Annotated in this window: 19 protein-coding genes; 9 read left to right on the top strand and 10 right to left on the bottom strand. The window is 73.0% G+C overall.

Annotation, left to right across the window (positions count from 1 at the left end; genetic code table 11):
• Nucleotides 1-2: 2 nt before the first annotated feature.
• Nucleotides 3-869 carry a class I SAM-dependent methyltransferase gene (locus tag K7472_RS10945; RefSeq protein WP_252395384.1) on the bottom strand — a complete coding sequence of 289 codons (867 nt, stop codon included), beginning with the start codon at nt 867-869 and terminating at the stop codon, nt 3-5.
• A 262-nt stretch (nt 870-1,131) separates the two neighbouring features.
• On the opposite strand from K7472_RS10945, the gene K7472_RS10940 reads away from it, so the two are divergent.
• Both K7472_RS10940 and poxB read left to right on the top strand, forming a co-directional pair.
• Nucleotides 1,132-1,305, top strand: coding sequence for a CsbD family protein (locus K7472_RS10940; protein WP_222976646.1), 174 nt, complete (start codon nt 1,132-1,134; stop codon nt 1,303-1,305).
• Between the two features lie 332 nt (nt 1,306-1,637).
• A complete protein-coding gene (poxB, locus tag K7472_RS10935; RefSeq protein WP_222976644.1) occupies nt 1,638-3,374 on the top strand; it encodes a ubiquinone-dependent pyruvate dehydrogenase in 1,737 nt (578 codons plus the stop codon).
• Between the two features lie 87 nt (nt 3,375-3,461).
• On the opposite strand, the gene K7472_RS10930 is transcribed toward poxB, so the two are convergent.
• The gene (locus K7472_RS10930) at nt 3,462-3,920 is read right to left on the bottom strand and encodes a hypothetical protein (protein WP_222976642.1); all 459 of its coding nucleotides are present in this window, start codon (nt 3,918-3,920) and stop codon (nt 3,462-3,464) included.
• 113 nt (nt 3,921-4,033) lie between these two features.
• Between K7472_RS10930 and K7472_RS10925 the strand changes: the two genes are divergently transcribed.
• The gene (locus K7472_RS10925) at nt 4,034-4,363 is read left to right on the top strand and encodes a hypothetical protein (protein ID WP_222976640.1); all 330 of its coding nucleotides are present in this window, start codon (nt 4,034-4,036) and stop codon (nt 4,361-4,363) included.
• Between the two features lie 44 nt (nt 4,364-4,407).
• On the opposite strand, the gene K7472_RS10920 is transcribed toward K7472_RS10925, so the two are convergent.
• A complete protein-coding gene (locus tag K7472_RS10920; RefSeq protein WP_222976638.1) occupies nt 4,408-5,625 on the bottom strand; it encodes an FAD-dependent monooxygenase in 1,218 nt (405 codons plus the stop codon).
• A gap of 137 nt (nt 5,626-5,762) precedes the next feature.
• Here K7472_RS10920 and K7472_RS10915 point away from each other — a divergent pair, with 137 nt between their 5' ends.
• The gene (locus K7472_RS10915) at nt 5,763-6,365 is read left to right on the top strand and encodes a TetR/AcrR family transcriptional regulator (protein WP_222976636.1); all 603 of its coding nucleotides are present in this window, start codon (nt 5,763-5,765) and stop codon (nt 6,363-6,365) included.
• Here the strand turns inward: K7472_RS10915 and K7472_RS10910 are convergent.
• Nucleotides 6,362-7,300: an aldo/keto reductase gene (locus tag K7472_RS10910; RefSeq protein ID WP_252395383.1), complete on the bottom strand. Its 939-nt coding sequence runs from the start codon at nt 7,298-7,300 to the stop codon at nt 6,362-6,364. The two genes, K7472_RS10915 and K7472_RS10910, sit on opposite strands and share 4 nt — an antisense overlap.
• 184 nt (nt 7,301-7,484) lie before the next feature.
• On the opposite strand from K7472_RS10910, the gene K7472_RS10905 reads away from it, so the two are divergent.
• Nucleotides 7,485-8,933 carry a carboxylesterase/lipase family protein gene (locus K7472_RS10905; RefSeq protein ID WP_222976634.1) on the top strand — a complete coding sequence of 483 codons (1,449 nt, stop codon included), beginning with the start codon at nt 7,485-7,487 and terminating at the stop codon, nt 8,931-8,933.
• Nucleotides 8,934-8,953: 20 nt separating this feature from the next.
• Here K7472_RS10905 and K7472_RS10900 read toward each other — a convergent pair whose 3' ends face one another.
• Nucleotides 8,954-9,550 carry a TetR/AcrR family transcriptional regulator gene (locus tag K7472_RS10900; protein ID WP_308013851.1) on the bottom strand — a complete coding sequence of 199 codons (597 nt, stop codon included), beginning with the start codon at nt 9,548-9,550 and terminating at the stop codon, nt 8,954-8,956.
• Between the two features lie 107 nt (nt 9,551-9,657).
• Here K7472_RS10900 and K7472_RS10895 point away from each other — a divergent pair, with 107 nt between their 5' ends.
• Entirely contained in the window at nt 9,658-10,440 is a 783-nt protein-coding gene (locus tag K7472_RS10895; protein ID WP_308013850.1) for an SDR family NAD(P)-dependent oxidoreductase, read from the top strand.
• Nucleotides 10,437-10,865, top strand: coding sequence for a glycoside hydrolase family 15 protein (locus K7472_RS32590; RefSeq protein ID WP_372457952.1), 429 nt, complete (start codon nt 10,437-10,439; stop codon nt 10,863-10,865). Before K7472_RS10895 ends, K7472_RS32590 begins: the two co-directional genes overlap by 4 nt.
• 90 nt (nt 10,866-10,955) lie before the next feature.
• On the opposite strand, the gene K7472_RS10890 is transcribed toward K7472_RS32590, so the two are convergent.
• The 4 genes from K7472_RS10890 to K7472_RS10875 form a co-directional block, all read right to left on the bottom strand.
• On the bottom strand, nt 10,956-11,222 hold the full coding sequence (locus K7472_RS10890; protein WP_222976630.1) for a DUF4235 domain-containing protein: 267 nt from the start codon (nt 11,220-11,222) through the stop codon (nt 10,956-10,958).
• Nucleotides 11,223-11,226: 4 nt separating this feature from the next.
• Nucleotides 11,227-11,589 (bottom strand): DUF3618 domain-containing protein, encoded by a 363-nt coding sequence (locus K7472_RS10885; RefSeq protein ID WP_222976628.1) that lies wholly within the window; start codon nt 11,587-11,589, stop codon nt 11,227-11,229.
• Nucleotides 11,586-11,957: a phage holin family protein gene (locus K7472_RS10880; protein WP_308013863.1), complete on the bottom strand. Its 372-nt coding sequence runs from the start codon at nt 11,955-11,957 to the stop codon at nt 11,586-11,588. Before K7472_RS10880 ends, K7472_RS10885 begins: the two co-directional genes overlap by 4 nt.
• A gap of 297 nt (nt 11,958-12,254) precedes the next feature.
• Nucleotides 12,255-13,556 carry a citrate synthase gene (locus K7472_RS10875; RefSeq protein ID WP_222976624.1) on the bottom strand — a complete coding sequence of 434 codons (1,302 nt, stop codon included), beginning with the start codon at nt 13,554-13,556 and terminating at the stop codon, nt 12,255-12,257.
• 149 nt (nt 13,557-13,705) lie between these two features.
• Between K7472_RS10875 and K7472_RS10870 the strand changes: the two genes are divergently transcribed.
• Nucleotides 13,706-14,953 carry a citrate synthase/methylcitrate synthase gene (locus tag K7472_RS10870; RefSeq protein ID WP_222976622.1) on the top strand — a complete coding sequence of 416 codons (1,248 nt, stop codon included), beginning with the start codon at nt 13,706-13,708 and terminating at the stop codon, nt 14,951-14,953.
• Nucleotides 14,954-15,031: 78 nt separating this feature from the next.
• Complete coding sequence (locus K7472_RS10865) at nt 15,032-15,397, top strand: VOC family protein (RefSeq protein WP_222976619.1); 366 nt, start codon at nt 15,032-15,034, stop codon at nt 15,395-15,397.
• A 59-nt stretch (nt 15,398-15,456) separates the two neighbouring features.
• Here K7472_RS10865 and K7472_RS10860 read toward each other — a convergent pair whose 3' ends face one another.
• Nucleotides 15,457-16,278 (bottom strand): class I SAM-dependent methyltransferase, encoded by an 822-nt coding sequence (locus tag K7472_RS10860; protein ID WP_222976617.1) that lies wholly within the window; start codon nt 16,276-16,278, stop codon nt 15,457-15,459.
• Nucleotides 16,279-16,324 lie beyond the last annotated feature (46 nt).

Genomic DNA, 16,324 nt, shown 5'->3' with positions numbered 1-16,324 from the left:
CGTCATCGCCGGGGCGTCGGCCGCTCGCCGTCCTCCCGCCGGGCGGCCGTGACGAGGTAGTAGTCGAGGATCCGCTGCTCGTAGGCCCGCAGGAAGTTCCGCGGCCAGGTGCCGGGAGCCCACCACCGGGAGAGCCACAGATCCCATCCCGGCCAGACGTGCCGCCCGATCGACTCGGCCCGGGTGTCGACCAGTCCGGCCGCCGTCAGCGCGTCCGTGAGCGCCGTCACCGGACGCGCGATGTCCAGACCGTTCGCGTACGTCTCCAGCAGGCCCGCCAGCTCCGCGGGCCTGCCGGGCGCGTCGTCCACGGTGAAGAACCCGGCCACCGCCACCCGACCGCCGGGCCGCAGCACACGCGACGTCTGCGCCGCGAAAGCGTCCAGGTCGGGGAAGTGCTGCACGGCCTCGACACTGATGACGGCGCCGAACTCGCCGTCCGCGAACGGCATGTCCTCGGCGGCTCCCCGGGCGAACCGCAGCCGGGCCGCCTCCCGGCCGAGCAGACCGGCGTGGGTGTCGCGGGCCCGCTTGAGCTGTTCCGGGTGGATGTCCATGCCGGTCACCGCGGCGGGGGCGAACTCCCGCAGCGCCAGCGCGCATCCCATCCCGAGCCCGCACCCCACCTCCAGGATCGTCCGCTCCCCCAGTGGTCCGACGGTGCCGAGGACCTGCCGGTAGAGGTCCTCCTGGCTGCGCACCCGTACCGCCTCGTCGAGGGGTGCCACGAGGTCGGCGGCGCTCCAGTAGCCGAAGTTGATGAACCCGCCGGCGAAGATCGGCTCGCCGCTCAGGTCGGCCGGACCGTACGTCTCTCGCACCACGGACCGCATGGGCGGACGTGATTCCCGGATGTCGTCCTCTGCCATGGCTCACACTCCAGCTGCTCGCGGTCGTGCGCCGCGCACGTGGCGATGCGTGACGTCTGCCCGTCGTGACAACGGCGAGGGCGGCGACCGGGTGACGGGGTCCCACCTTCCTCCCCGCCGGGCGTCGGCGTCCACGGGGCGGGGTCGGCCACTGGCAGATGCGTCCCTGCGGCGGTTCCCGCGTCGCTCAGGTTTGCTGACGCCTCGTCCGGTGAGGCGTTGTGGTGTGGCACATCGGACGACACCTACAGGAGGCTCGCAGATGAGTGCCGGACAGATGGCCAGGGCGAAGGCCGAGCAGGCCGCGGGCGCGATGATGACGTCCATGGGCAAGGCGGTCGGCAACCAGAAGATGGTCGCCAAGGGCGAGGCCGCGAAGGCGCTGGGGAACTCCCGCGAGGCGAAGGAAAAGGGCAAGGACACACTGCGTCCGTAGGCCTCCGTCCCCACGGGACCCCCGGATGCACCAGGACGCCCACGGACCACCGCTCGGCCGCGGACGTCCCCGGATGGCGGATCGTGACCCGGCCGCGACGCCCCCGGACGGCGGATGGTGGCCGCGACCGCCGACCTGGCCGTCCGCTGAGGTCCGGGGCTCCCTCCGTGGGTCCGGATCCCGCTCCCCCGGGTGCGTCGTGCGCCGGGGCGGGACATGCTGGTGGCGCGCGCCGCGGATGCCGCGGCGCGCGTCGGCACGTCGGCGCGAACCCGGCAGGGGCGCGGGCACGGCGTCTCCGGCGGACAGGTCGCCCCAACCCGGGAGGACGGATGGCCGGCACCATCGCGGACCTGATCGTGGCCACCCTCCGGGCGTCCGGGGTGCGGCGGGTGTACGGCCTGCCGGGGGACTCGCTCAACGGCTTCACCGACGCCCTGCGGCGCGACGGGACCGTCGCCTGGGGTCACGTGCGGCACGAGGAGGCCGCCGCGTTCGCCGCCGCGGGCGAGGCCGGGACGACCGGGCGGCTGGCGGTGTGCGCGGGCAGTTGCGGGCCCGGCAACCTGCATCTGGTCAACGGACTGTTCGACGCCCAGCGCAGCCGGGTGCCGGTGCTGGCGATCGCGGCGCACATCCCGCAGGAGGAGATCGGCAGCGGCTACTTCCAGGAGACGCATCCGCAGGAGCTGTTCCGCGAGTGCAGTGTGTACTGCGAGCTGGCGAGCATCCCGGAGCAGGTGCCCTGGCTGCTGCAGACGGCCATGCGTCACGCGGTGGAACGCGAGGGGGTGGCGGTGCTGGTCGTCCCCGGTGGGCTGTTCCCGGCCGAGTCGCCGAAGGGCGCGCAGCCGCGGCCGGTGTTCAGGTCGGCCTCCCGCACGATCCCGGACGACGCGTCGCTCGACCGTGCCGCGCGGGTGCTCAACGCCGCGCGCCGGGTGACGATCCTGGCCGGAGCGGGCTGCGCCGACGCCCACGACGAGGCGGTGGCGCTGGCCGACACGCTGAAGGCGCCGATGGTGCACTCCCTGCGCGGCAAGGAATACCTGGAGCACGACAACCCCTACGACGTCGGCCTGACCGGGCTGATCGGCTACAGCTCCGGCTATCGGGCCATGGAGCACTGCGACGCGCTGCTCATGCTCGGCACCGACTTCCCCTACCGCGAGTTCTATCCCGAGAACGCCTCGGTGGTACAGGTCGACGTACGCGGCGAGCACATCGGTCGCCGTGTGCCCGTGGACGTTCCGCTGGTGGGCACGGTCAGGGACACCGCGCAGGCGTTGCTGCCGCTGCTGGAGCGGCGTACGGACGACTCCTTCGCCCGCACCATGACAGGCCACTACCAGCGGGTGCGGGCCCGGCTCGACGGTCTCGCCCAGGCCAAGCCGTCCGAATCGCCCCTGCACCCCCAGCACATCGCCGCCACCATCGACCGGCTCGCCACGACGGATGCAGCGTTCACCGCCGACGTCGGCACCCCCACCGTGTGGGCCGCGCGCTATCTGCGCATGAACGGGCAGCGCCGTCTCATCGGTTCGTTCAACCACGGCTCCATGGCCAACGCGCTCCCGCAGGCCGTCGGCATCCAGGCGGCCCACCCCGGCCGCCAGGTGGTGGCGCTCGCCGGGGACGGCGGACTGGCCATGCTCCTGGGCGAGTTGCTCACGCTGCGCCAGCTGGACCTGCCGGTGAAGGTCGTGGTCTTCAGCAACTCGGCGCTGTCCTTCGTCGAGTTGGAGATGAAGGCGGCGGGCGTCGTGAACTACGGCACGGGCCTGCAGAACCCCGACTTCGCCGAACAGGCCCGCGCGGCGGGCCTGTTCGCGGCTCGTGTCGAACGCGCCGGTGACCTGGAGGACGCGCTGCGCGCCGCGTTCGCGCACGACGGGCCCGCGCTCGTGGACGTGCTCACCCAGCGGCAGGAGCTGTCCCTTCCGCCGAAGCTGACCTACGAGCAGCTCAAGGGCTTCACCCTCTTCGCCACTCGCACCATCCTCAACGGCCGGGGCGACGAGATCGTCGAACTCGCCCGCACCAACCTCCGCCAGCTCAGCCGCGACTAGCCCGCGACCGCCGGTCGTTCAAGCCGCTCGCTCAGGCTGCTCGCTCAGGCCGGAATCGCGCGCCACCGGTTCGGGAGAGGGATGCGCTCAGGCCGCGTCGGACTTGGGGTGCCACGCGTAGCCGGTGTGGCCGTCGAAGGCGACCCGCCAGCCCGAGCAGCTGTAAGTGGCGTGCCGCGCCTCGGACTTGGGCCACCACCGCGCGGACAGGGCGTCGGGGGCCCCATGCGGGGCGTTGGGGCGGCAGGTCGCGGGCAGGCGGCCACCGCTGAGGTCGAACCGCATCAGGGTCTGGGCGGGACGGGTCTCCAGGTGGAGCGGGCGCTGGGGGGCCTCTTTGGACTTGATGCGCACGTTGCGGGCGTCGGTGGGAAGCCATCGCGGGGTGTCCGCGGAGTCCTGTCGCAGGGCCTGGGCCCCGGTGGTGTAGCTGGCCTCGTGCTCGTGGCTGAGCAGCCGGAGCAGGGCCGGGGCCTGCCCGGTTCCCACGCACAGACCGGCCAGGGCGACGGCACCGCTGACGGCCAGGACGGGCATGCGCCGCATGGGGATCTCCAGGAAGCGAGGTGGGGGAACGACTGCTTCCAGCATTCCGTCCCGCCGCCCGCGATCCGTCACCGTGGGGACGGATTTCGCGGTGCGCCCTGAGGCTGACCCGCGTGATACCTCGGAGGTACACCGCCGGTGTGATCCCGGCGGACGGCGTCGCGCCGGTCACCGTACCGGCTCGGCGCCCCGGCCGCCCCGACGGCCGGCGGGACGAGGGCGACGGTGAACGGTACGACGCGCTTCGCGACGAGGTCGACCACGGTCCAGCGCAGGGCCCCCTCGGCCATCGCGTCGACCGGGTCCGCCGGGTCGTAGACGACGGCCGTGGGCGTGCCGCCGCCGTCCCGGGCGTGCGGCGGGACGTACAGGGCACCGGCCACCCTGGGCTCGAACGCGAGCTGCGGTCCGCCCCGACGACCTTGCCGTGCGCCATCGAGTGACTCAACTGGCCCGCCGCGGCCGTCTCGCCGGGCACACGTCGCCGTCACGCCAATTGCGCGTGACCGCGGTCGTCCATCAAGTGACCGCGGTCGCCCATCAGGCGGCCGAAGGCTTTCGCCAGCGCTGGCTTCTGCACCTGGCGGATCAGCCACGCGGCGGCGCGGATGCCGAGTTCGGTGCGCGGAGCGTGCTGGCGTACGCGCCCGGGAAACATCCGCTGCGCCGCGTCGACGCGCGGGCGCATCGCGCTCTCGAACGCGGTGAGCGCGTCCGAGAGGCGGTGCGGAATCCGTAGCGCGTCGGCGTCGGCGATGGCATCGGCCAGCGCCTCGGCGCCGCGCAGTGCCAGGGCGGTGCCGAGGCCGCTGAGCGGACTGGCGCACCAGGCGCTGTCGCCGAGCAGGACGACCCGGCCGTCGTGCCACTTCGGGACGTGGATCTGGTCGAGGGTGTCGAGGGCGAAGTCGGGGGCGCGGCGTGCGGCGTCGAGGAACTCCGGCGTACGCCATCCCAGGTCCGCGAACACCCGGTCCAGCAGGGCGAACTGGGCTTCGCGGTCCTGCCGCGGCGGCAGGGTCGTGGCGGGGAAGGTGAGTCCCACTTCCTGCTCGCCGCGGTGACCCGGGCGTACCGACGCGGCACGGGATCCGGGAGCGTTGTGGGTGAGGAACCAGCCGTCGATCCCGGGGGTCTTCGGCGTCTCCTCCAGGGTGAACCAGGCGTGGGCGAGCCCGAGGGGACGCCGGAAGGTCTCCTCCGGGCCGAAGCGCAGCCGCCGGACCCGCGAGTGCGCGCCGTCCGCGCCGATGACGAGGTCGAACTCCGCGGGCGGTGCGTTGCGGAACGTCACGGACACGCCGTGCGGAGCGTCCTCCAGTTCCTCCACGGTCTCGCCGAAGAGGTACGTGACGTGGGCGTTCGTCGCGTCGTGCAGGACGCGGGCGAGGTCGGAGCGCAGCAACTCCTCCTTCGAGACGTACCCGTTGCCGTTGAACGCCTCCACCGGCATCGTCGCGAGCCGGTGCCCGTCGCGGTCCACCCAGGCCGCGCCACGCTGGAAGAGAAGCACGGACAGGACCTCGTCGAGCAGGCCGAGCTTCGCGAGCACCTCGCGGCAGTCGCCGCGCAGGTCCACGGCCTGCCCTCCGCCACGGAGCTGCGGCGCGATCTCCGCGACGGTGACCTCCCATCCGGCGCGTCCGAGCATGAGCGCGACCGCGTCGCCGGCGATCCCACCACCCACCACGAGTACCCGGGGCATCGTCTCTCCTCTTCTAATGCGAATGTCTCGCTTTAGAACGTACACCAGCCCCGCGCCTAACGCGAGTCATTCGCATTAGGCGATTTCCAGCCAACACTAACGCGAGGGTGTCGCAATAACAGGGCTACCATGGGGGCATGACGCAAGCAGCAGGGACGACCCGGCCGGGCGGGCGCTCCGCCAGGACGCGCGAGGCGGTCCACGCGGCGGTGCGCTCACTGCTCGACGCCTCCCCGGACGGCACGGTCACCGTGGCCGAGGTCGCCGAACGGTCCGGAGTGCACCCCGCGACGATCTACCGGCGCTGGCGCGATCCCGAGGGGCTCGTCCTCGACACCCTCTTCGAGGAGCTGAGCCGCCGCTCGCCTCCGCCCGTCACCGGGGACCTGCGGGCCGACATGCTGGCGTACACGCGCCGTCTCATGGCGGACCTCGGCGAAGGCGTCAACCTCGTCTTCGCCCGGGCCCTCGTCGGCGCGGCGCGTTCCCACGAGGGCGGCCTCGACGGGCTGCGCCCGTACGCCGAGCCGCGCGTCCGGCAGATCGAAGCGATGCTGACCGCCGGCGGCACGCCCGAACTCGACGTCCAGGACGTGCTGGAGATGATCCTCGCCCCCGTCTACGTGCACGCGCTGCTGGGCCGGCCGCTCAGTTCCGACGCCGACGCCGAACGGCTCGTGGGCAACCTGCTCGACGCGCTGGCCCGGCGCAGGGCGCGCGCGAGCGCTTCCGGGGACTAGGGCAGTGCGGCGCCGCGTGCGGTGACCCAGAGCTCGTACCACTCCTCGTGGCTCAGCCCGGGTTCCCGGCGCGCGGCGTCGGCGCAGGCCCGGATGCGCTCGGGGCGGGCGCTGCCGACGACGGGGACGATGCGCGCCGGGTGCCTCTGGAGCCACCACAGCAGGATCGTCTCCGGCGTGGTGCCCTTCGACCCGGCCAGCGCCGTGACGAGCCGGGCCGTGGCCCGCTCGGTGGGGGTCTCTTCCCGGCCGGTGAACCGGCCCTGGGCGAGGGCGCCCCAGGCCTGGAGACGGATCCCGTTGGCCCGGCAGTGTTCCAGCGTCCCCGCGGGGAATCCCACGGACGCCGCTTGCGGTGTGTTCACGAGCACGCCCGCCTCGACCCAGTCCCTCCGGTGGAGGCTCATCTCCAGTTGGTCGACGACCAGCGGGAAGTCCAAGTAGGCCTGGAGCGAAGCGATCTGATGGCCACTCATGTTGGAGACGCCGAATGCGCGCACGAGCTTCTGGCGGTGCAGCGAGGTCAGTGCGCGGGCGACGTCCTCGGGGTCGGCCAGCGGGTCGGGCCGGTGCAGGAGCAGCAGGTCCACGTAGTCCGTCCGCAGGCGGTCGAGACTTGCCGCCACCCGCCGCAGGATGGTGTCGCCGCGCAGGTCGTACAGGCCAGGCCGTTCGCCGTCGGGAAGCCGGATCCCGCACTTGGTCTGGAGGACGACGCGTTGCCGCAGTCCGGGCGTCCGGGCGAGCACTTCGCCGAACACCGCTTCCGCCTTGCCGTTGCGGTAGATGTCGGCGTGGTCGAAGGCCGTGATGCCGCTGTCGAGCGCCGCTTCGACGGCGGCCTCGGCCTCCGCGATGTCCGCAGCGCCGTAAGGCGTGTCGTCCCAGCTGCCCCCGAGGCCCATGCACCCGTGGATCACGCGCTCTTCACCCATGCGTCGGCCCATCCTCCGTGGTCGCGGCGGACCCAGCCTCGCACGGGTGATCCCCTCGGCGGCAGCCCCACAGGTGGGCGGGTCGTGGGAACGTGCCCCCGGACGGCGGGTCGGCGGGTGATGCCGCTGTCCGTCGCGTCACGGTACCGGCGTATTTTTCAACGGGACAAGAGAGGTGGATGCGATGACGGGTCGCGCGGACGAAGTCGTGGACACGGGCCGAGGCAGGGTCCGAGGGGCCGCCGAAGGCCCGGTGATCGCCTTCCGTGGCGTGCCCTACGCCGCGTCACCCGTCGGCGACCTGCGTTTCGCGCCACCGCGGCCGCACCCGGTGTGGTCCGGTGTGCGCGAGGCGGTGCGTTCCGGACCGGCCGTGCCGCAGGCCGCCTCGCGCCTGGAGCGGGTGATGGGGCCCCGTGTGCCGGACTGGGACGAGGACGGCTGCCTGACCGTCAACGTGTGGACTCCGCGGGCCGCGCTGGAGGACGGCGTGCCCCGCCCGGTGCTGGTCTGGTTCCACGGCGGCGGTTTCACCAGTGGTTCCGGGGGCTGGGACTGGTACGACGGGGGCCGCCTCGCCGCGTTGGGCGACATGGTCGTGGTGACCGCCAACTACCGCCTGGGACCGCTGGGTTACCTGCACCTGCCGCAACTCGGCGCCGAGAACCTGGGGTCCCAGGACCAGGCGGCCGCGCTGCGCTGGGTGCGGGAGACCATCGCCTCGTTCGGGGGCGACCCGGGGAGCGTGACGGTCGGCGGGCAGTCGGCCGGAGCGTACTCGGCCCTGTCCCTGGCGGTGGATCCGCGCACGACGGGACTCGTCCACCGGGTGCTGTTGCAGAGCGGACCATGGGGGCTCGAACCCCAGGACCCGGGCGAGGCCGCCGAGAGGGCCGACGCCTATCTGAGTTTGCTGGGCGTGTCCGACGCGGAGGCGGCAACGGCGTTGCGCGCGCTGCCCGTTGAGCAGTTGCTGTCCGCCTACGGTCGCCTCTCGACGCGGGTCGCGCGCCCCGGGGACATCGCACCGCCGATGCATCCGGTGCTGGGCGGTCCCGGTGTGCCCCGCTCGTTGCGGCGCGCGGTCGCGGACGGCGCCCTGGTGGGTAAAGACCTGCTGATCGGCACGACCCGCGACGAGGCCACGGCCTTCTTCGGGGCCGACCCACGGATTCAGGGCCTCACGACCGCGGGGGCGCTCGACCTCCTGACCGGCAGGATCGGCGGCCGGGCCGCGGCCGTGTACGAGGAGTGCGCGGCCCGGCTGCCGGGGGCGACACCGGCCGGGATCCTCACCGCGGTCGAGACCGACGAGATGTTCCGCGACGGCGCGATGGAAATCGCCGACCATCAAGCGTCGGGCGGCGACGTGACGTACGTCTACCGGTTCGACCGCAGGCCGCCGCAGGACGACCACGGCCTCGGCGCCACCCACTGCGCCGAACTCCCCTTCCTCTTCACCACTTTCGACGCGTACCCGGACAGCCCGATGCTGGGCAGGCCCGGCGACGCGGAACGCGACCTCGGCTTGCGCTTCGCCGGCGCCGTCGCGCGGTTCGTCACGAACGGCTCCATCGACGACTGGCCACCGTACGCGCCCACGTCGACGGAACGGGTCCGGCACCTCGCCTGAGACGTGCCGGACCGGCATGGTCAACGCCTTTGGGCGCGAAGGCCGTTCATGAGGACCTCCAGGGCCAGTTCGGCGGCCTCCTCGACCGGGGTGTCGTCGAGCATGCCGCCCACCGCGAGCACGGTCAGTCCGTGCACGGTGGAGAACGCCACCTGCGCGAGGCGGACGGGGTCCCCGGGGCCGACGACGCCGTCGCGCTGCGCCTCGGCGATCAGGCGGGCCGCGGTCTCCAGGCTCTCGTGGCTGAGTCCGCGCAGTTCCTCCGTCGGCTCCCCCTCGTGCTTCGCGGCGAACATCTGCTCCAGCAGCGCGGACCTGTCGAGGGCGAACCGCACGTAGGCCCGGCCGAGTTCCGTCAGCCTCGCTTCCACCGGCTCCGGGGCGTCCGCCACGGCGCGCATGCGCTCGTTGAGGTCGGTGAAGCCGCTGATCACCAGGGCGTCGAGGACGGCCTGGCGGTCCCGGAAGTGGCGGGTGGGCGCGGCGTGGCTCACTCCGAGGTCGCGGGCCAGTCCGCGCAGGGACAGGCCGACGACACCGCTCTGCGCCAGGACCTCTTCCGCCCGTTCCAGCAGCGCTGCCCTCAGGTTGCCGTGGTGGTAGGAGCCCTCGGCCACGATCCCCTCCCTCGATGTTGTCGGTTGACTACAATGATGTCACGTGCCTACATTGGCGGTGTCAGGCATCCCGGACCACGGAAGCGGAGCCACCGCCCATGCCCACCATGTCCTATCAGGGAACCTCGGCGCTGATCACCGGCGCCAGCGCCGGTCTGGGCGCGGAGTTCGCCCGGCAGTGGGCCGAGCGCGGCGCGGACGTCGTACTCGTCGCCCGCCGCCTCGACCGGCTTCGGACCCTGGCCGCCGCACTGGAGAAGGCGTACGGCGTCACCGCCACCCCGGTCGCCGCGGACCTGGCACGTCCCGGGGCGGGCGCGGCACTGCGAGAGGAGCTGCGGGCCCGGGGCCTGACGGTCCAGACGCTGATCAACAACGCCGGGTTCGGCAGCCACGGCGCGTTCGCCGAGCAGGACCCGGAGCAGATAGCGCGCATGATCCAGCTCAACACCTGCGCCGTGGCCGACGTCTCGCGTGCCTTCCTGCCGCAACTCGTCGCCGACGGCCGGGGCGCGCTGGTGACGGTGGCGAGCACGGCCGCCTACCAGCCCACCCCCGCCATGGCCGTGTACGGCGCCACGAAGGCGTTCGTGCTGAGCCTGACCGAGGCGCTGGCGTACGAGACCCGGGCGTCGGGCCTGCGGGTGCTGGCGGTGTCGCCGGGGCCGGTCGAGACCGAGTTCTTCGACGTCGTCGGCACGCGGGACGCGATGGTCGGGCGCGCCGCCACCCCGGCCGCCGTCGTCACGGCGACCCGTCGCGCGCTGGAACGGCGCCGCACCCCGCCCAGCGTCGTCGCCGGGCTCGGCAACCGGCTGTCGGCACGCGCCGCGCAGTTCGCCCCGCGGCGCGTCGCCCTGCTGGCCGCGGGCCACGCGCTGAAGGCCTGACGGCCGACCCCGACGACCCCGGTCTGGACGGGGCCCTCCTCCTGCCCCCGATCCGGGGCGCCCTGCCCGCCGACGACCCACGTACCGTCGCCACCCTGCACGCCTACACCGAGCAGCTGACGGACGATCACTTCGCCTACCGCTTCCGCCATGACGACCGGCACCTGGGCGCGGCCAAGGGCGCCTTCCTGCTCTGCGGCTTCGTCACCGCCCTGGCCGAGCACCAGCAGGGCCACGAGACGTCCGCGTACCGCTGGTTCGAGCGCAACCGCGCCGCCTGCGGACCGCCGGGTCTGTTCTCGGAGGAGTACGACGTCGCCCAGCGCCAGATGCGCGGCAACCTTCCCCAGGCCTTCGTCCACGCCCTGATGCTCGAATGCGCGGCCCGTCTCGCGGAGCCATGGCATCAGGGGTGTCGCACATGAAAAGGTGCGGGGCGAACGGCCGTCGGGCCGTTCACCCCGCACCTCCCGTCCACGCCGCACGGGCCGTGCAGGCCTACGCGCCGTACGCGGTCAGTCCGGCCAGGTGCCGGTCAGGTTGCGTGTGGCGGTCGCGCCGGCGCGGTGGACGGCGGCCTTGACGACGGCGAAGACCGCGCCCTGGAGGGCGGCGGCGAGCAGGATCTCGCGCCAGGTGCGCTCCTCGTCAGTGGCCTCGGGCGCGTCCTCCTCGTGACCGAGCATCTTCCACACCCGCTTGAACACGATGCTCGCGACCAGCCCGCCGCCCGCGCCCAGTACCAGGCCGACCGGCTTGTAGGCGATCTTCGCGACCTTCACCGGCTCACCCCCTCCTTCGCCGACAGGCCAGCCAGACGACGGCTGCCAGGCCGGTGCCCGCCACCAGGAGTGCGCCGCGATTGCCGCGCGCCGCCTGCCCAGCCCGGGACGCCTTGCCCCTGACCGGCTCCGGAAGCCTGTCGCGCACCTTGCGCACGGTCCGGGTGGCGCCTTCCCTGATCTCCCCGGTCTTCGCGTCGACCTGTTCCTTCACCGCGGTCGCCTTCTCCTGCGCCCGGGCCTTGACATCGGCCTTGGCGGCCAGGGCGGCGACGGTCTGCCCGAGTTCCTCACGGGAGTGCTCGACCTGTGCGCGCAGGTCCTCGGGATCGTTGGAGGCCGGTGCGTCGTGGGACGGCTGAGTCATCGGTGTGCACTCTCCTTGATCTCGGCCACGTCGGCCTTGACGTTCTCGATCGCCTGCTCCGGGGTCGGCGGGGCGGCCCGGCCGACCTGCTTCTTCCCGGTCAGCGCCATCACCGCGGCGATCACCGCGAGCACGCCGGTGACGATCAACGCGGACGCCCACACCGGCAGCGCTACCGCGAGGCCCGCGATGGCGGCTGCCACCAGGGCTTCGAGGGCCAGGAACCCGGTAAGGCCGGCTCCGCCGAAGAGACCTCCGCCCTTGCCGTACCGCTTGCCCTTCTCCTTCATCTCCGCCTGTGCCAACCTGATCTCGCCCCGCACCAGCTCCGTCAGCTGCTGTGAGGCCCTCTGCACCAGCTCGCCCACCGGCTCCTGGCTCAGGGAATCCCGCTCCCTCACGGCTCCGGCAGTGCGCGGCTGAGTGGTCGCCACGGCGATCACCTCCCGTCTTCTCGTACGTGCCGGCCGGGCCGCGTACGTGCCCTGGCCGTCCGACAGGGGACGGGTACCCCGTTCCGGCCGATTCAGGACGATCTCCGGGCAGGAGTTTGGCCACCGGCGCAGCGGACGGCCCGGCCACCGGTCGGTGCGCCGGGGCGCGCGGCCCCCGCGGACGCTCCCGCGCGGGCCACCGCGAAGGTCTACGGCAACGGCTGAGAACGTCTACGGCAACGGCTGAGGTGGCATGGGGCCGTCGTACCGGCCGCGCGGGCGCATCCGCAGGGGGCTCTCCGCGTACTCCTCCAACGCGTGCGCGATCCAGCCCGCCGTACGGGCCACCGAGAACACGGTCTCCCCGGCCTCGGCGGGCATCCCCGTGGCGACCGACAGCACGGCGAGCGCGAGGTCGACGTTGGCGTGCGCCGGCACGTCGCGGGCGCTCGCGGCGACGACGTCGCGAGCGGCGGCCAGGACCGGTTCCGCCCGGGGAACGCGTTCCAGCAGCCCGAACAGCGCCGTCGCCCGCGGGTCCTCGCCCGCGTAGAGCCGATGGCCCAGCCCGGGTACCGGCCGCCCGGCGCGCAGGTGGTCCGAGACCACCGGCGCCGCGCTCCCGCGTTGCAGCACCTCGCTCAGCATCCGGTGCGCCAACCCACTCGCGCCGCCGTGCAGTTGGCCCTCGACCGTGCCGAGTGCCGCCGAGACGACCGCGTACGGGTGGGCCCGCGCGGACGCGGCGACGCGCGCCGCCAGCGTCGAGGCGGCCAGATCGTGGTCGATGAGCAGCACCAGTGCCGTCTGCAGTACGGAGATCGACGGGTCGTCGGCGGCCTGCGGTGCCAACCGGGACCACAGGCGGCGGGCGATCGCACCGCTCGGCCGCCGCGTCCTGTTCCCGGCCAGCGGCAGCGCGTCGACCAGCGTGGCGATCAGACCGCCCGCCGCACCCGTGACCGTGCTCGGGGAGAGGTCGAACCGCAGCGGGTCGGCTGCCGCAGCGGCGACGGCGGCCACGCGCAGCCGGTCGGTGAGCGTGCTGTACGCGGGCAGGGCGGCGACGGCCCGGTCCGCCGCGGCGAGGGCACCCTCGGGTGCGGTGAACCGGACGCCGTGACGCGCCTCCCCGGTCCACAGCCAGTGGGCCGCCTCTTCGTAGCCGCGGGTCAGGGCGAGTTCGACGGCGGGAACGCCCCGGAAGTAGTAGTGGTCGTCGGTGATCAACGTGATGCCGGTGCGCAGGGAGACGGCGCTGGGGGTGGCGGGCGGCTCGTCACCGGTCGCCGGGCGTACGTTCCTGCCGCGGTGGGCGAGGGCGTCGACCTCCTCGGCGTCGAAGGTGGATCCGCGTCGGCCCTGGAGGCGGTGGCTGCTCAGGAGGCCACGGCTGACGTAGGCGTAGAGCGTCTCCGGCTTCACGCCGAGGCGTTCGGCGGCCTCTTTGGTGCTGAGCCGCTGCGGCGGGCGGCGGCCCGGCTCGCGGTCGTGCGGCTCGCGGTCGTGCGTCGTCGTCGGCTGCTCAGTCATGTCATGCCCCACCTGATCAATGTGTCGGTATGCATCAGTCCATGCATCCACCTTCAAGTCAATGTTGACTGTGCACTCGTTAATCAACATTGACAAGAACTACATCAACAATGGACAGTCGAATCAACCCTCAAGGAGGACCTCTCATCATGCCCACCACCCCCCTCGCTCAGGCAGACACCGCTTCCACCGCCACGGCTTCCACGGCTCCCACCGCCCCCGCCTCGCCCGCCTCGCCCGCCATCCACGCCCACGACGTCCCCCGCGGCCTCAAAGGCGTCGTCGTCGCCGAAACCGCCCTGGGCGACGTCCGCGGCACCGAGGGCTTCTACCACTACCGCCAGTACTCGGCCGTCGACCTCGCGGAGACCCGCGGCTTCGAGGACGTCTGGCACCTGATGCTCCACGGCACGCTTCCGGACGCCGCCCAGCGCGCCGCGTTCACCGCCCGTACGACGGAGGCCCGGTCCCTGCCGCCCGCCGTCCGTGACGTGCTTCCCGCCATAGCCCGCGCCGGAGCGTCCGGCGGTCCGCTCGCCGGACTGCGCACCGCGCTCTCGCTCGCCGGAGCCGCGTCGGGGTTCCAACCGCTGTACGACATCGACCGCGGGCAGCGGCTGGACGACGCGGTCACCGCCTGCGCGCTCGTGCCCACACTCCTCGCGGCGCTCCACCGGCTCGGGCGCGGTCTGGAGCCCGTCGAGCCCCGGCCCGACCTGCCGTACGCCGCCAACTACCTCTATATGGTGACGGGTTCGGAACCGGATGCCGTTCGCGCACGGGCCGTCGAGCGGTATCTGGTCTCCACCGTGGACCACGGTTTCAACGCGTCGACGTTCACCGCTCGGGTCATCGCGTCCACCGGCGCCGACCTGGCCGGCTGCCTGGCGGGGGCGATCGGCGCCCTCTCGGGGCCGTTGCACGGCGGGGCGCCGAGCCGGGCCCTGGACACGCTCGACGCCATCGGCACGGTGGACCGCATCGACCCCTGGATCCGCGAACACGTACTGGCGGGCGACCGCATCATGGGATTCGGCCACCCCGTCTACCGCACCGAGGACCCGCGTTCACGCATGCTCAAGGCCATCGCCCAGGAGATGGGCGGCCCGCTCGTGGACTTCGCCGTCACGGTGGAGGAACGCGTGGAGGCCATACTCGCCGAGCTCAAGCCCGGCAGGGAGCTGCACACCAACGTGGAGTTCTACGCGGGGGTGGTCATGGAGCTGAGCGGGCTGCCGCGGGAGATGTTCACGCCGACGTTCGCCGCGGCCCGCGCGGTCGGGTGGAGCGCGAACATCCTCGAGCAGGCGGAGGACAGCAAGATCATCCGACCGGCGGCCCGGTACGTGGGCCCGCCCGCCCCGCAGCCGGTCCCGCAGCCGGTCCCGGAGGCTTGAGCGCCGGGCCGGGTTCTCCCCCGCGAGGGTGGGGCCGCGGGCGGGCATACACCGGCGGGGCCCCGTCGTTGGACGGACATGTCGTTCCCCAACATCACCGGTGTCGTCGCCCGCGTCTTCGTCGAGGACCTCGAAGCGGCGATCCCCCTGTACCGGCAACTGGCCCAGGACACGGAGGTCACCCGCTTCGCCTTTCGCGACGTCGAACTGGCCCGCGTCGGGCCGTTCCTGTTGCTCAGCGGCGCGACCGAGGCGTACCGCGACCGGGTGGCGACCGTCCTGGTGCGGGAACTCGGACCTGTGGTCAGTGCCGTCGAGGGCGCGGGCGGACAGGTTCTCGACGGTCCGGCCCCGGCCCCCAACGGCGCCCGGCTGATCGCCCGCCACCCCGACGGATCGGTCTTCGAGTACATCGAAGTCGGCGATTCCGGACCGGCGGCGTAGCGATCGAGGCTCGCGCCCGTGCCGTTCCCGTCACCGCCTTCATGCCCGCCCGACGCTGTTCAGGAAGCGCGCGTGCTCGTCAGGACCACCGTCGCATAGCGCATGGTGAAGCGTCCGCCCATCGCGTCGACGGCTTCGCCGATGCCGGTGAGGAGCGCGTCCAGGTCCTCGGGCGGCAGCGTGCCGTGGCCGCCGAACGTGGGCAGTTGGTCGAGCCACTCCTCGCGGGTGTAGTCGCGGTCCCACGCGACTTCCCACTGCTCGGGCTCGCCGAACGCGCCGGACCGGCCGAGCCCGTCGGACGCCCGGGTGATCAGACTCGCGTAGGCGCCGGGGCCCGCCATGCCGCGCCGGTAGAGGGGCGATTCGGGCAGTACGCGGGCGTAGACGGCGGCGAAGGCCTCGGCGACTTCGGGGGCGGGCCGGAACGCGTTCCAGAACACCGCCAGGCGACCGCCCGGCCGCAGCACCCCGGCCGCCCGGGCCGCTCCGGCCACCGGGTCGATCCAGTGCCAGGCCGTCCCGGAGATCAGCGCGTCGTAGGTGCGACCGGCCGGGTCCCAGTCCTCGAACTTGGCGACCTCGACGTCGAGTCCCTTGCGGCGGGCGAACTCGGCCATGCGCGCGTCGGGTTCGATCCCGAGCACGGCGCATCCGGCGGCCTGGAACGCCAGCCCGGCGATGCCGGTGCCCGCCCCGACGTCGAGGACGTCGCGGCCCGGACTGGTGGCGACGACGCGCTGTACGACGGCGTCGGGGTAGCGAGGCCGGGTGCGGTCGTACCGTTCGGTGTCCGCGCCGTACGACTCGGCCACGGCACGCAGTGCGTGGGGTGCGGTTCCGGTGAGGCGCCCGTCGTGCGCCGACGGTAGAGTGGGCATACGCCCACTCTAAATGGGCGGTCGCCCACTCTACAACGGGTGCGCG

This window comes from Streptantibioticus parmotrematis (assembly GCF_019890615.1).
GTDB classification, from domain to species: domain Bacteria; phylum Actinomycetota; class Actinomycetes; order Streptomycetales; family Streptomycetaceae; genus Streptantibioticus_D; species Streptantibioticus_D parmotrematis.
This window is presented reverse-complemented; position numbering and strand designations above follow the sequence as displayed.